Genomic DNA, 15,789 nt, shown 5'->3' with positions numbered 1-15,789 from the left:
CTAACTGGTATATAATGTGTGATTTACCAAATTAATTGTAAAATAAAACTTACTACAAAAGTAGCGTCAAACCTTGATTAAGCTTACGCTCATACGCTAGAAAAAAAATTAAAATTACTACAAAACCACCTCAATTTTCGGCTATATTTATAAGCCATTTATTATTATAAAATAATGACACAAAAGCTTAGTCTTCCATAATATTTACCTAAAAATAACAGGTATAAATTAAAAGATATATGAGTTAAATCGCATAAAAACCATTTTACCAACACGACAACCTAAAAATGATTGAGTATACTGTAAAACGAAGTGGATTATTGGGATTGATCAACTTGCACTCTGCTATATTGTCATTTTATAGACATGAAAAATTATAGCACTTAGAAGTATTGAATAAGACTCTCCCTTAACTTTTCTAACACCTGTTGCTATACATGCTAAAAGATTTAAGAAAAATACTTATGGTTCACGTAGATAAATTTTATGACTTACTGCTTAGTTATGCTCTATAAAAGTTGATTTTTTTTTTGGTACCTGAAGTTTTCAAGCATACTTTAAGCCTATTTAATTTTTAAAGCTGATTAAATAGTTGGAGTGCGTAATATTAAAAAGGTATTATAAATTTAAAAACGATAGAATTCAGCTTTCTATATTATTAAAAAAACCACAATTACAGTATGCCCAATTTACCTACAGGAGCTTTTAAAACTGCAGAAGCATCTGCCTTAAGCCAAGAATCTAGTATGGATGCATAAATAGATCTAAAATCTACCGTATAGGTAATATCACCATTTTTATCTAATCGCATCAAATTAGGAGCTTCGTTATAAAATCCTGGGGTTTTTAAATTTTTCCCTATGAGAAACACATTATTTGCGGCACCATGATCTGTTCCTAAAGCGGCATTCTCCTTAACACGTCTTCCAAATTCAGAAAAAGTTAAAATTAAAGTATCTTTAAAAGTGTCATTCTGCTCTAAATCTTTCACAAAAACTTCCATAGATTCACTATACATTTTAAGCAACTTATTTTGTTTGTTCACTTGACCAGCATGCGTGTCATACCCTCCCATTGAAGCATAATAAACACTTGTGTCTAAATTAGAATTTATAAACTGTGCTGTCATTTTTAGCTGTTTACCAAAGGGATTATCTGGATACTCTAGTTTAGATGTATACGTTTTAGAATTCTGATAGATATATTTAGCTGAAGATTTAGCTTCTATCATGGTTTTATACAAATACCCCAAATTATGCTCATTTAAATGCGCATCGTTCTGCTGCTCTATTATTTTTTTAAAATAGGGCGATTGCATATTCTTAAATAAAATATTTGGGTTCTTCGTTGCAATACCTTTAAAATGTTCTCCTTTTAAAATTAAAGACAAACTATCGTCTATCTCAATTCCTGAATAGGATTTATTTCCATAATGATCCATATATCGCCCTAACCAGCCCGAACTTAAGTATTCTGAGCTATCGCTTGCCGTATGCCAAATATCGGTAGAACGAAAATGAGATCGGTTAGGGTTTGGGTACCCAACATTATTAATAATAGAAAGATAGCCTTTATCGTATAAATTTTTAAGAGAGGCCAAATTAGAATTAAATCCCAAATCATCTGTAGCTTTTATTAGCTTACTCTTTGGAATTGATAAAGTTGGTCGGTTTTTATAATAGATATCATTAGTATATGGAATTATGGTATTTAAACCATCATTACCGCCAGATAACTGAATAACAACCAACTTTTTAAAACCTAAAGAATTGGAAGTTACAGACTCAAACGCTTTTATAAAATTAGGAACAAAAAACATACCGCTAGCTAGGGTACTTTGCTTTAAAAATTGTCGTCTTTTCATCTTTTTAGGTTAACAAAGTTGATATTCTGGTATAGACATGAGTTGAATACAGTAATCCCTCATGGAAGTTAATTTCAATTGCGATAAAAAGGCATCAGTTTCCTTGGTTAGGTGAGATATTACAATCATTTTCTTCAATTCTTCTGAAGATAACTTTCCATATTCCCTTTCAAAATCAGTCCAAGATACCGTAGTTTTAATTTGATTACCTTTTTTTCTTCTTTTGTAATAATCTTCAAACGAATCTTCAAAATCACCCTTTTCCTCCAAACTAATTATAGCGTTATTTAACAACACCGATGGTAAATTTAACCGCAACATTAAGGAGTTAGCATCAATCCACGAAGTATCGCCTTTCCAACCTGCTACATTTGGGGGAAATAACAAAACCTGTCCCATTAATTTTTGCAGATTAAACAATTGCTTCTCCTTTTCAAAAGTATAAGGCACTATGCTATTCATGGTAAGTAAAAGCTCTATGGGCGATTTAATTTTAACGCCAATATTAGCAGGATCATAAAACCAATCGGCATTAAATATATAGCGCATTAGGGTATTAATATTATAATCTTTATAAAATAAGGTTGCTAGTTCTTCAACATGATCATTATTTAATTTAGGATTAACAAAGTACTTATATACCTTAGCACATATAAACTTAGCCGTTTGTTTTTGATTTAAAATAATATCAATAATATCATCGCCATCAAAGTTTCCTGTTTCTCCCATAAATTGCTTTTGGCCATAATCGTGTTTTTTGGTTCGTAGATAAAAATCACCATTAAATTTATAAGACCAACCGGTAAAGGCTCTAGCAGCTTCTTTAACATCAGTTTCCGTAAAATGCTCTACGCCTAGCGTAAAAAGCTCCATTAATTCACGAGCAAAATTTTCGTTCGGGTTTTCTTTTACGTTTTGTTTATTATTCAAATAATTACTCATCGAAGCTTCACGAGCAATAGCTTTTACGAAGGCTCTAAAATCGCCTAAAGCATGTTTTCTTAATGTATTATTATACTGCTGTATATGCATGACGTTATTGTCTCTGCACACAAATACATTAGCCCAAAACAAGGTCATTTTTTCCCTTAGAACATCTGGTGAGGTTTGTAAATGGCGAAACCAAGCATAATTCAATTCCTTTACTTTTTCCCTACTTAGTTTTTGAATGGCTACTTTAGATTTTTTATCCAATTTTTTATAATTGATCCCCTTTTTCTCATTTGTGAGAGCAATTAATTCGGATAAATCGATATCTAAAGGCGCAGGCCTATTAGTATTTATAAACAAGGAATCAATAATACGCTGCTTAGATTTAGACTCGAAATCCTTTACGTTTTGGTAACCTATACCAAACCCTGCTCTTAAATACAGATGCTGAATGTGTAAACTATTCATTAGATAGGCAATTATTTATAAATGTTTAGACTTTCAAAATTTATAAAGGTTTAATTTAAAATAACATAAATAAAATTAAGTACTATTGAAGTCCTTTAAATAGCGCTTAATTATACAAGTTGGTAAATGGTAAACAGTTGTCCATTAATAATCAATTAAAGACTGACTTCTCCTCTATGTTTCCTTAGGAGTAAACTCCCCTCTTCTGAATTAAGGCTACATAATGCTAAACATTTGACATAAGAAGGACAAACACACCCACCACCAGTATTCTAAACCTTTTAAAATGTAAATTTTAGATGAACATACAAACGGAAAACGCAGGATGACTCACCCTTATTATTTAAAATAATTTTTCAATTAACTCAATACGGTTATCCCAGAAATCATAAAACGAAAACCTGCTAATTCCTGGTATTTCCGCATCCTCTTTAACTTTAACACCTTTACTAATAAGATATGACTTCACTTCGTTTATATTTTCAACTTCAAATGCGGGGTGTCTTTTAGATTTCCCCTCCATTTTTTCAGTACCTATGTGCAAGTTAATATTGGCCATTTCCAACCAGAATCCTCCTATATGTTTTATAGATTCAGGTCTTTTTATTTCTTTTAAACCTAAAATATCACAATAAAATGCACGGCCTTTTTCTTCTTCCCCAATTGGAATACATATTTGTACGTGGTCAATTTTTTGAAAATTTATTTTCATATTACCTTGTTGATAAAATTAATTATATAAGCCTCGTTAATCAACTGTTAGCTGACTTCCCCACCAATCTTCATTTGGTTTAAAATTTGGAGACAATACTTCCAATCGCTGTTTTTCTAAATTCGGGAGTTTTTGGTTTTTAATATTTTGCAAATATTTTTCTCGCTTAGCCACATCGAATTCCGTATCTGTAACTGGTATAAGCGCATTTACTTCTTCTAGCCACATCATTAGTTCCTTTCTTAATTTTTTGGCAATTTCTGTATGTTGCGCAATTAGATTTTGGCTATCACTTTCTTCCGAGGGGAGTTTAAAAAGTTCCTCTCTTCCATCTTCCCAATAATGAATTAGTTTCCACCCTTCTTTTTGAATAATAGATGAAGGCTCGCCACCTTGATTTCCATAATGCGGGTAGTGCCAATACAAGGACCTTTTCTCATCTATTTTTTTACCTTCCAGCAATGGTTTTAAGCTTATGCCATCCATATGTTGTTCAGGAATTAAAAGCAAATTTGAAAGATCCAATAGTGTAGGATACAAATCGGTACTTACCACTGGTACTTCGGAAGTTTTTATACTATTTTTTAGCCAGGGCACTTTAATAAAGAACGGCTCTTTAATACCACCTTCCCATTGGTAACCCTTACCCCCTCTTAGTGGTAAGTTACTGGTAGCGTAATTATCGCCAGAAGCCACACCGCCGTTGTCGGAAGTAAAAACAACTATGGTATGATCTTCTAAGCCGTTATCCTTTAAAGCTTTTAAAACAACGCCCACAGCATCGTCCATGGTTTCTACCAAACCAGCGTAAACGGGGTTATCTTGAACGGTTCGAATTGGTAAGATACGTTCCATGGTATAGCCCGTTTTAGCGAGTCCTATACTATCTGCCTTTGTTCTATACTTAGCCCATTTTGCTTGGGTGGTTTGAATAGGAGCATGTACGGCATAAAAGGACAGAAAAGCGAAAAACGATGAATCCTTATGCTGGGTTATAAAATCGGCTGTTTCATTTGCCAAACGCATGGTAAGATTTTCTCCCTTTTGTTTATTCTTTAATTTAGGATTGCCAAATGGTGCAAAAAAACCACCCGATGGCCCTCCACGATGAAAGCCTCCTTTGTTAATATCGAAACCATGATCTTCTGGATAAGAGCCCTTATCGCCTAAATGCCATTTCCCTGCAAAGAAGGTTTTATACCCTTCATTTTTAAAAGCTTCAGCTATGGTAATATCTTCTTGTGGCAGCTGCATCACATAATTGGCAGGCAGCAACTTATCATGTCTATTTCTTAAACGCCAATCGGTTCCTGCTTTGGCACCAATCCAATCGGTTATGCCATGTCTCGCCGTAAATTTCCCTGTCATAATACTTGCTCGAGAAGGACTACACACCCTGCTAGCAGCATATCCATTGGTAAACATAACGCCTTCAACAGCAAGTTTATCTACATGAGGTGTTTCGTAAAAATTACTTCCAGTGATACCCAAATCATGATATCCTAAATCGTCAACCAAAATGAATAAAACATTCGGCTTTTTTTTTGGAGTATCCACTATGGTTTCTTTGCTTTTACAACTAAAAAAAGCAAAAACTAAAAAAACTAAAAAAAACTTCTTAATCATATTTCTTAAATTTACTTAGCCCCTTTAGGACCATCATAATCGTAGGTAAACCAATCCACATCAATATAGCCTGCATCTTCTTTTTCGTTCCATGAAAAGAATCCTAAGCGGTCACCTGTCCATTTTCCAAAAGCAATGGTGCATGTAGGTCCGAAACGCTTAAAATTTTCGCCATCAAAGCTATATTCATAGGTGGCTTGGTTGCTATTGTTTGATGTACGCACATACAATTCGTTTCCTGTAATTTCAGGACCTAACGTTTTTTTAGCCATAGGATCCATGTAAAACAGATGTTTTTTGCCTTGTCCATCAACCTCAACACCCAATAAATTAAATACCCCACCATAACGAACAAAACCAGCTAATTGGTGTGGTTTCATTCCAGACACATCAAACTTAGCCACGGCAGTTCCTGTTGTGATGCCCATGATACGCTGACTTACCGTATTATTAGCTCTCCAAAAGTCGGAATCGGAGCCATCGTTATTAGTCCACTCATTAATGTTTGGTCCGTAGCCTTTCTCGTTTGGCAATACTTTACTTGCTTTTAATCGTAACCATCCTGGACGTTCGGTAAGTGACCAATGTGAATTTCTAGGGTTGTGATTCCACTCCCATTGAAAGCCCAATTTAGTTGAAGAAAAATCGTCGTCTGAACTTGGTGCTGCAACAGGGTAACCATCAATTGGTTTTTTATATTGTTTTACAGGTTCGCCAATACCATCGTTATCTTCGTCTACACCAATTATAGGCCAACCGTCTACCCAAGTCACCGGTTCTAAACATTGTGGGCGACCTTGAAAAGGGATATCATCATTTTGAATGAGTTGATGCATATACCACCATGATTTATCTTGAGCTTGCATTAAACCGCCTTGACTCGCACTGCGGTTATTAAAAACGGTACCTTTTTCTAATACGGTTTTTACCTCATAAGGCCCATAAATACTTTCTTTTGATCGCAGTACAATTTGTTTTCTATCATTTTTAGGATTTTTAACCCCTGGTTTGGTCGACATATCACCCATAGTCCATTGCGCTAAAAAGATATACCAGGTGCCATCAATTTTATAAATTTTAGCGGCTTCGGCTCCCATGCCTGTATATACCAATTTACCTTCATCGAGAATTTTGGTACCGTCCCAGCTCATTTCGTAAATTCTATTTTCGTTCCCTTCAATAGTGTTACTGGATTCCTTTTGTTTCCCTGCGGTGTTAATAATTACATAGGCCTTATGGGTTTCTTCATCCCAAAACACTGCTGGATCGTCTAACACTTCGGACTTTGGAAGCATCATAATAGGTTTACTCCATGGCCCTTTAATATCTTTAGCTGTAGCCACCATTAAACCATGCTGATAATCTATTTGGTAACAGTACCATGTACCTTCATGATAAGCCAAATCACCTGCCCAAGTACCAAAGGAATAGCCGTTCATTCGATCCCAATTGTATTCTGGTGCCCAAGACAAGCTTTCAAATACATGCCCAACATTTGTCCAGTTTACCATGTCTTTAGACTCTAAAATGGGCATCCCTGGCGACATGTGTTGTTTGGATGTAATCATATAATAGGTATCGCCCACTTGCTCGATATCTGAATCTGGATAATCGGCATTTAAAATGGGGTTTACATAAGTACCATCACCCTGATCTCCCCAACTTCCTGTGTGCGCTTTAGCTATTTCTTTTGAAGGTGCTGCTTGCTTTTTTTCTGGTTTTGAATTGCAGGCTAAAACCATAAGAGTAAAAGTACAACCAAATATTTTGATGAATTTTGAATGATATATTTTCATTAGATTTCTGGATATAATTGTTTTGAATAAAGCAAAAAGGCACTTTAATTTATTATTAATTGTATTTTATAATTTGACTATTTTTCTAACAAAACCACTTTGATTATCAGTACTTGATATAAAATAAATACCACCAGACAAATCACTTATATCCAGATATTCACTAGAAGTGGTCACCTCAATTTCGCGAATGGTAGCACCTTGATTATTGGATAGCCTAAGCTTAGAATTAATAGGCATATTTTTAATACTTACTAGTCCTTTTGTGGGATTAGGATACAACTTAATCCTATCAAAACGATTTTCATTATCTAAGGATAACACATTATAACACGACGATTCGCTGTTTGCCAAATCAAAAGCCACGCTATCTGAAACATCACTTCTTCTAAGAACCATTCTATCTATAAATAAATAAGTCGATCTTGCATCCACTGTAATGGTATATTCCTTGGCTTCATTAAAGGTTACAAATACGCGATGTGCAACATGGACGTTGGTATTTGTTACAAAGCCCCAATCTAATCTGTTACCAAAGGCCTTTATAAAATTTTGGGTAGACGAACCTGCCGCACAAGTTAACGAAGCGTCCGAGTTACAATATGGTTTAGGGTACACTTTGGCTCCGTTTTTTATACCGTAAAAGTCTTCGCCATCTATTTTTAACCATGCATCATTATGCTCTCCTTTACTTGTCCCCATGCCTACGCGCATTCGCCATGCAAACCTGTAGGTTCCAGGATTATTAATTTTTATTTTATAAACAATTGGCGCGTTAGAAAGGTTACTGAAAGATTCTGCCCCCGTCCAATACAAGTACTTAGTAACTCTAGGCTGCCCATTTATCGTTTCATTTTCTGTTCCAATCTTCCATCTGCTATCATTAATTACTCCAGATTCCATCTCTATGGTCAAAATACCATTTTGTTCTTCAAAAGGCAATGTACCATCACAAGTTTGAGAAAAAGAATTTATAATTAATCCTATCGAAAGTAGGCCTGTCATTAGTATTTTATTTTTCATCTTTTGTATATAGAATTTTATACTTACCAGAACCTAAAATGACGTTTGTACCTTTTAAGGTTCCGTAATTATTATCTTTTTGAAAATCTTTAAACGCCGTACCATTGATTATTAAAGATTCTAGTTCCGGTTGATTTAAAACCAAATTAGCTTTAGTATTAAAAGGTATTTCTAAGGTCATTGATAATTTACCTTCTTCAAAGGCCCAATCGTTTTTAACGTCCCCATAAGGTGTTGGCACACTAACTTTGGTTTGGGTTATTTGACTTGGAAATTCTGGATTCACAATAAACTGCTTGTACCCCGCTTCCTTTGTACTTGATTTAATGCCTCCTAAAGATTCGAAAAAGTAAGCCGAAAACCCACTGTGCATGGGATGGTTTAAAGAATTGGTTGGACCTTCCATGGTTTCCCATTCAAATTGGCGTTCTGGCCATGTGGTAAACCCTGAATTCATCACATAAGTTTGACTAGGAAATTCTGGTGTCGTTAAAATATCATAAGCTAAATCTGCTTTTCCATATTTAGACAACACGGTATAAATGTAACGGTTACCATGAATTCCTGTGGAATGGTGACCGCCTTTAACTTCAACAATATCATAAGCCAACCCATCAACCACATTTTCGATATCTTCCTCTGGAACCATACCGAATTGTAAGGCTTGAACCGTGGCCGTTTGACTTTGGTACCACTTGTATTTTGTTCCTTGAATTTCAACTAAAAAGGCTTTATTAAATACTGCTTTTAAGGCTTCTTTTTCTAATGTCATTTTTGATTGATACGCCGAATCGTTATTCATTTTTGCGAAGGTTTCCATAATGCCTAAAACATCATAGAAGTAAGCGTTCGCTGAAATAATAGGATCGCATTCCATAGCGCTTGGGTTCTTTCTTCTATCCCAACGTGGTGGACACCAATCGCCCATACCATCTTGCATGATGCCATTTTCACCTTTAAAATTGAGGTAAAAGTTGGTTAAATCTTTCATTTCGGGGTAGTACTCCTTTACAATCGCATCATCGCCGTAATATAAATAGTTGTACCAAGGTAAATACATGGTGGCTACTCCCCAATCAATTTTAGCATAGGTGGAAGTACGTTTTCCTGGCGCAATCATGGTAGGTACTTGAAATTTTAGCTCTGGATTATTATGCCCCTTGGTAGGACGCATTTGTGTACGGATATCTTCCATATATTTTTTATAGAAATCGTACATATCGTAATTATATAAAGCGTACTCACAAAAAGCGTGGGCATCGCCTAACCAGCCACATTTTTCGCGATGAGGGCAATCTTCTGGAATACCATGAACATTATCAACAATAGTCCATTTACTAATACTATGCATCTTGTTGAATAAATCATCAGAACACTCAAAGCTACCCGTTTCCTGAATATCGGTAGCGACCAAAACCGCCTTAATCATATCGGCATCTGGTTTTGTAGAAATGCCTTTGATCTTAGCATACCTAAATCCGTGATAACTAAATTTTGGTTCCCAAAATTCAAGACCATCTCCTTTGCAGATGTACTGATAAATTTGTGCCATTCCATTGGCACCACCTCCTGTAGAACCTTGAAAAATATCTTTGCCGTTGGTTAGTAATGCTTCAGTAGTAATGACTTCAATAAGTTGACCTTCTTGTTCTTTAACATTTAATTTTACCCAACCGGCTATATTTTGTCCGAAATCGACAATCCACTCATCATCGACACCTTTAAATACATTTTGAGGTTCAAATTCCTTTAACTTTTTGATAGCAGGAATTTGTTGTGCACTAATTTTATTGACATTTGGAGTAGCTTCTTTGGCTTGCCCCCAAGAACTATCATTATAATCAACACTAGTCCAATTACCTAATTCAAATCGAGCATCATAAGTATCCCCGCCATAAATATTATTAAAAACAATAGGTCCTGTTGATTCTTTCCATGTTTCATCAGTATAGAAATCTGACGACGAACCATCTTTATAGTTTAATTTTACCAAACAACGTACGGTTGGTGGGCCGTAAGACACACCTGATTTATTAGATTCTGGATCTCGATTCCAAGAAATATTTTGTCCGTAAAATCCGTTTCCTAATAAAATTCCGAAGGCGTTTTCACCAGAATTCAACTGTTCTGTAATGTCGTAATTTACATAATACGCTTGCTTATCATAATTTGATGGTGCAGGGTCTAATACATGGTCGCCTACTTTTTCACCGTTTAAAAACAATTCGTAATACCCTAAACCACAAATATAAACTTGGGCATTATCGATTTCCTTATTAAGGTTGATTTTATTTCTAAAATAACTAGCAGCAAAACCTGTTACCGGCTTCCCTTGTTTCATATTTCCGGTTTTGTAATCTCTAAAACGATACGGAGAAGTTCGATTATCCGTTTGAAGTGTAATCCATTTTGATGCTCCCCACTTAGATTCATCCATCAGTCCCATTTGAAACTTTTGAACATCAGACCACCCAGAGGCATTGCCACTTTCATCCCAAATTTTAACCTGCCAATAATAGGTTTTTAAAGCTTCTAAGGATTTACCTTCAAACTTTACAAAAGTGGATTTGTTACTTTCAATTTTTTGTGAATTCCAAATATCGGCACCCGATTCGTTTAGTTTATCGGAAGAAGACGCTACTAAAATGTGATATGCCGACTGCGATTTATTAAACCCTTCGGTATCTACAGTCCACGAAAAAAGTGGTGTTTCACTTTCAATAGCCGTTGGGTTGCTTTTGGCATTAAGTAAAACCTGACCAAAATCTAATGATGCCTGTAAGATTTGTTCCTCCTTACAAGTGAAACAAAAAACAGCTACTAGTAAAAGGGAAAATAAAAGTTTATATTTTTTCATTTTATAATGTGTTTTCAAGAATTGTTCTTAAAAATAAGTGTTTAATGAATTACTATTTTATGCGTTGTAGTACCATGACTTCCTTCTACTTGCAATAAATACATACCAGCTTGCTTTTTCGCTAATTGAATCTCTTTATTCGAGACGATATTCCCGCTTTGTATTTCTACACCATTCAAGGAAAAAATTCTGTATTGGGCTACTTCTCCCGAATTTAGTTTAATATTAAAAGTACCCTGATTAGGGTTTGGATATACCCTAACCTCTGCTTGTTTTATAATTTCTGAAGTAGATAAAGAAGCTTCTGATAATTCAATAATGTTTATGGAGAATTTAGGTAAAGTAATACTTCCAATTCCTTGACTAACTAAAGTTAACGGATCTACATCAACGCCTATGGCGCGTTCTTCGTTCATACTATTAAACGACATAGCTTTATGAACTGTGGAACCTGAATAAGCAACACCGTCTATATTTACTTTAAAAGGCACCTCTTGATTACTAAGGTTAACCACAAAAACAGAGGTTTTACCTTCTTTAGTAACCACCCTAGCATTAACAGCTTTTACACCTTCTACTAGATTTGGCACCTGAATATTACTTTCAATCAATGTGGTGTTTTCAAGGGCTAATCGTATAATTTCATAAGCTGATCCAAATACTGTTTTTTCTAGAGGATATTTAATTCTAGGGCGCTCAACACCGCTAGGAGAAATATAGGTTTCCCAAACGTAGTGCGAATTTAACACCCCATTAACACTAAACCAGTTTGCACGCTCAAAAACATCTTGGTTTTCACTCATAAAAATATAGCAATCTACCATACCTAAAGCAGAAACCGCATTAGGACCACCCGATTTCACCCCCCATTCTGTTAACCAGATAGGTTTATTAGGTGCCACTTGATGTGCATAATCGAAAATAGAATTCCCCAAGTGTTTACGAGCTGTTAGTGCCGTTCCGTAGGCGTCATCACTATTAGAAGCATCGTCTGGATCTGAGCCCACGTAAGTATGCACGGTAACAGCATCAAAATAGCTTAGGTCTTGAGTTAAATCGGTATTCCAATTCGGGTTAGCCCAATTATCTCTTCGCAACAATGGCACAGACACTTTAATATTAGGGTCTTTGGCTTTAAGTGCCGCCGACATGGCTTTTGCCCTAGCAATATAATCTTCGGCATTTGGAATAATAGAACTTCTTTGCCCAGGATAAAAACACTCGTTACCCATTTCAACAGCTTTAACTTCAAAGCCTCTAGCAATCAAATCATCATACCTTGCTATGGTTTCTGGACATCCATTATTAAAATCGGTTCCATCGGCACTCATGTTAAACGTCCACATCATATCAAATCCCTTACCCGTATTTGATTTTCTAGTAGCGTTTAAACTTGTAAGACCTTCTATGCCAACCTTAATGTTATGGCTATCAAATATTTTTATATTAGCTAACTTATCAACTGTTTTTGTTCTAATGGTTTTATCTTCACCTTGTTCATACTCAAAACTTTCTGTTCCAAAAAGTCTAGTAACATCTCGACGCCAATCGTACCAATTAGCCCATAAACCATGAGGAAACCTTATAGTTATAGGTTTTAATTTATTTATTAAATTTTTCTCTGTTGTGGTAGAAAAATGATGCGTATTTGTACCGAGTAATAAATTGTTATAAACTTCTTTTGAAGAAGAAGTTATATTTATAGTAGCATCCATATTTGATGGCAAACTAAAAGGATAATCTTGCGCAATTACTATGGTTGAAATGAGTAATGCTAATATAGAAAAAGGTATTTTTTTGGCCATTTTAAATTAAATTTTAAATTTTTTAAATTTAAAATTATCCCTTTCTATTCCTATCCTGTTTTACCATGGTTAGACTGCAAAGCCATTTTAAATATGTCCATTGACAAAAAAGAAGCAGTAAAAACAAGCGTCCCAAAAGTAACTAAATCAAACCCGCTCTAACTTAATAGGATACGCTTTGTTAGCGTTCCATTGGCATACATACAGATTTTCGTCATCATCCACACAAACATCGTGGCAATGATTAAAAATAGGTTGCTCTTGAACCATGCGTTGCAATTTCCCATTTCTATATTTTGGTTGGGTACCTCCAGGGTTTGAGATGACTTTTCCTTTTTCATCTAAAATAGTGACAAAACCAGATTTTGGGTTTATATTATACGGATGTGTATTCTTATCACCTTCAACATAATCTATTTCTGAAGACCAACACACCCCAGAATACAAGTTTTTATTATGAATCACTGGGCGACAAACAAACGCCCCTGGTAAATTAATTTGCTCAATAAATTTACCATCTAAAGTGAAGCGTTTAAAACAATTGGCAGCTCTAGAGGTAATTAATAATGTTGGATCGCCTTTACCCCTGTAATCAATACAAACCCCATGTGCGGTTTGAAATTGATTTTCTCCAGTGCCTCTGCCTTCACCAATCTTCCTTATAAACTCGCCATCTTTTGTAAATTGCAATATATAGTTTGAGCCATAACCATCTGCAATATAAATATCGCCATTAGGTCCTACAGCAGATTCTGTAGGCTTAAAAACGGCATCCTTTTCATAGGCGCCATATTCTGACGGATGACCAATTAACATCAACTCCCTACCGTCTGTAGTTGTTTTTATCACACTTCCCTTGGTATCACAAATAAATAGAAAATCATCGGAGCCATCGTTCCAAAGCGAAAGACCGTGTCCTCCTTTATAACGAATACCCCAAGAATCCAATAACTTTCCCGATTTATCATAAATCAAAACATTGTTATGAACATCATCCCCAACCATGATAAGTCGTCCTTTTGAATCCATAACCATTTCATGACAGTTTTTTACGGGGGTTACGGTTCTATCTAGATCGCCCCACGATTTATGTACTTTATACTTAAAATCGCCATGTCCAATAATCGTATTATACATTTTAGGTTTCGACTTTAGAATATTAAAATGAGGTACAGCTACCACACCTAATGAGGCTTTTGATATGTTGTTTATGAATGTTCTTCGCTTCATGATATTAAATTATACTTTTTTTGATGTCATGGGATTTCCAAACAAATCCAATATGGGCTTCCCTTTGCCATCTGGAGTTGTATAAAAAGGTCTACTTTCTATTTCATAATGGGTTTCTGGAGGAATACCCAAAGCGTGATAAATAGACTGATGGACTTGATCTATAACTACAGGGTTTTCAATGGAGGAACAAGGACGTTCATCGGCCGTTTTGCCATAAACCAATCCTTTCTTTACGCCACCACCCCACATGAGGATAGAGCTACCATCGGTAAAATGACGATGCATACCATAATGCTTTTCATGTTCGATAACATCGGGCTGGTTCACTTGGTTTTTCACTTTTTTACCAGGCCTTCCTTCCATGATGGCATCACGACTAAACTCACTGGCTAGAATGATCAATGTTCTATCTAGGTGTCCACTTTCATCTAAATCTTTAATTAATTGCGCCACAGGCCTATCAATAAGCGCTTTCATTTTTTTAAGTCTGGTGTGTCCGTTTTCATGAGTATCCCAACCTAAAAATGGTTCATATTCGGTAGAAACACTAATAAAGCGTCCGCCATTCATAGCCAATCGTTTTGCCAATAAACACCCTAAACCGAAACGGCCTGTATTGTAAGTATCGTAAACTTCTTTTGGTTCTTCAGAAAGGTCGAAAACTTTAGCTTCTGGCGAATTCAACAAACGGTATGATTGCTCCATAGAACGCATTAAAGACTCACGTTGATAATCACTAGCCTGCTGCATCACCTCACTTTTATTAGCAAGCTCTTTGTACAATTTATAGCGTGCCTCAAAACGTTTTAAAGACATTCCTTTTGGAGGTCGTACACTTTCAAGACCGCTAGATGGATCTGGAATTAAAAACGGACCAAATTCAGTACCTAAGAAACCAGCAGAATGAAAAGCTTTTAATTCTTCCGACTCTCCCATAGTAAAACGTTGTCCCATGGCAATAAATGGTGGAATTACCGGATTTGCAGGCCCCAATTCTTTAGCTATCCAAGCACCAATATGAGGTGCTTGTACAGATTGTGGTGGTTCGTAGCAGGTGTGCCAATGGTATTGATGGCGGGTGTGTAATATATGGCCTAAATCTGCCGATTTATAAGAACGAATTATGGCACCTTTATCCATAACACTACCTATAGATTCTAAACCTTCAGAAAAGTATAAATCATCAACAATGGTTGGTTTTTTAGGAAAGGTACTTAATACACGCTTGCTTTCTACGCCCTTTTCAAACGGTACATAAGCTTTGGGGTCGAAGGTTTCGGTATGTGCCATACCACCAGCCATCCACAGTAATATCACGGTGTCTGCGGATGATACCCTTTTTTGAACTTCGGGCGAACAAGAACTTAAAAAGCTAAAACCAGGAATGGTGGTTGCGGCTGCTGATAAACTTGCAGCGCTCATTTTTTTTAGAAAATCTCTACGTGAACTATATTTATCCATGTTTTATAAGCTTT

10 protein-coding genes are annotated in these 15,789 nt (G+C 35.6%); all 10 read right to left on the bottom strand.

Features of this window, described 5'->3' with window-relative positions:
• Window positions 1-673: 673 nt before the first annotated feature.
• The gene (locus tag C1A40_RS12985; RefSeq protein WP_102996261.1) at window positions 674-1,864 is read right to left on the bottom strand and encodes a DUF1501 domain-containing protein; all 1,191 of its coding nucleotides are present in this window, start codon (window positions 1,862-1,864) and stop codon (window positions 674-676) included.
• Between the two features lie 9 nt (window positions 1,865-1,873).
• Window positions 1,874-3,262, bottom strand: coding sequence for a DUF1800 domain-containing protein (locus C1A40_RS12980; RefSeq protein WP_102996260.1), 1,389 nt, complete (start codon window positions 3,260-3,262; stop codon window positions 1,874-1,876).
• A gap of 343 nt (window positions 3,263-3,605) precedes the next feature.
• Entirely contained in the window at window positions 3,606-3,974 is a 369-nt protein-coding gene (locus tag C1A40_RS12975) for a VOC family protein (protein WP_102996259.1), read from the bottom strand.
• 36 nt (window positions 3,975-4,010) lie between these two features.
• Window positions 4,011-5,531: a sulfatase gene (locus C1A40_RS12970; protein ID WP_241910412.1), complete on the bottom strand. Its 1,521-nt coding sequence runs from the start codon at window positions 5,529-5,531 to the stop codon at window positions 4,011-4,013.
• Between the two features lie 80 nt (window positions 5,532-5,611).
• The gene (locus tag C1A40_RS12965) at window positions 5,612-7,396 is read right to left on the bottom strand and encodes a glycoside hydrolase family 43 protein (RefSeq protein WP_102996257.1); all 1,785 of its coding nucleotides are present in this window, start codon (window positions 7,394-7,396) and stop codon (window positions 5,612-5,614) included.
• A gap of 66 nt (window positions 7,397-7,462) precedes the next feature.
• The gene (locus C1A40_RS12960; RefSeq protein ID WP_102996256.1) at window positions 7,463-8,419 is read right to left on the bottom strand and encodes a T9SS type A sorting domain-containing protein; all 957 of its coding nucleotides are present in this window, start codon (window positions 8,417-8,419) and stop codon (window positions 7,463-7,465) included.
• Window positions 8,409-11,276 (bottom strand): alpha-L-rhamnosidase, encoded by a 2,868-nt coding sequence (locus C1A40_RS12955; protein WP_102996255.1) that lies wholly within the window; start codon window positions 11,274-11,276, stop codon window positions 8,409-8,411. Before C1A40_RS12955 ends, C1A40_RS12960 begins: the two co-directional genes overlap by 11 nt.
• A 41-nt stretch (window positions 11,277-11,317) precedes the next feature.
• Window positions 11,318-13,081, bottom strand: a complete 1,764-nt coding sequence (locus C1A40_RS12950) for a T9SS type A sorting domain-containing protein (protein WP_102996254.1) — start codon at window positions 13,079-13,081, stop codon at window positions 11,318-11,320.
• A gap of 147 nt (window positions 13,082-13,228) precedes the next feature.
• Window positions 13,229-14,311, bottom strand: a complete 1,083-nt coding sequence (locus C1A40_RS12945) for a 6-bladed beta-propeller (RefSeq protein WP_102996253.1) — start codon at window positions 14,309-14,311, stop codon at window positions 13,229-13,231.
• A gap of 9 nt (window positions 14,312-14,320) precedes the next feature.
• On the bottom strand, window positions 14,321-15,775 hold the full coding sequence (locus C1A40_RS12940) for a DUF1501 domain-containing protein (protein ID WP_102996252.1): 1,455 nt from the start codon (window positions 15,773-15,775) through the stop codon (window positions 14,321-14,323).
• Between the last annotated feature and the right edge of the window lie 14 nt (window positions 15,776-15,789).

Source organism: Tamlana carrageenivorans (genome assembly GCF_002893765.1).
Lineage (GTDB): Bacteria > Bacteroidota > Bacteroidia > Flavobacteriales > Flavobacteriaceae > Pseudotamlana > Pseudotamlana carrageenivorans.
This window is presented reverse-complemented; position numbering and strand designations above follow the sequence as displayed.

Coding starts and splice junctions, on each gene's coding strand:
- C1A40_RS12940 (WP_102996252.1), bottom strand. CDS start 15,775: ATGGATAAATATAGTTCACGTAGAGATTTTCTAAAAAAAATGAGCGCT.
- C1A40_RS12975 (WP_102996259.1), bottom strand. CDS start 3,974: ATGAAAATAAATTTTCAAAAAATTGACCACGTACAAATATGTATTCCA.
- C1A40_RS12960 (WP_102996256.1), bottom strand. CDS start 8,419: ATGAAAAATAAAATACTAATGACAGGCCTACTTTCGATAGGATTAATT.
- C1A40_RS12965 (WP_102996257.1), bottom strand. CDS start 7,396: ATGAAAATATATCATTCAAAATTCATCAAAATATTTGGTTGTACTTTT.
- C1A40_RS12945 (WP_102996253.1), bottom strand. CDS start 14,311: ATGAAGCGAAGAACATTCATAAACAACATATCAAAAGCCTCATTAGGT.
- C1A40_RS12955 (WP_102996255.1), bottom strand. CDS start 11,276: ATGAAAAAATATAAACTTTTATTTTCCCTTTTACTAGTAGCTGTTTTT.
- C1A40_RS12950 (WP_102996254.1), bottom strand. CDS start 13,081: ATGGCCAAAAAAATACCTTTTTCTATATTAGCATTACTCATTTCAACC.
- C1A40_RS12980 (WP_102996260.1), bottom strand. CDS start 3,262: ATGAATAGTTTACACATTCAGCATCTGTATTTAAGAGCAGGGTTTGGT.
- C1A40_RS12985 (WP_102996261.1), bottom strand. CDS start 1,864: ATGAAAAGACGACAATTTTTAAAGCAAAGTACCCTAGCTAGCGGTATG.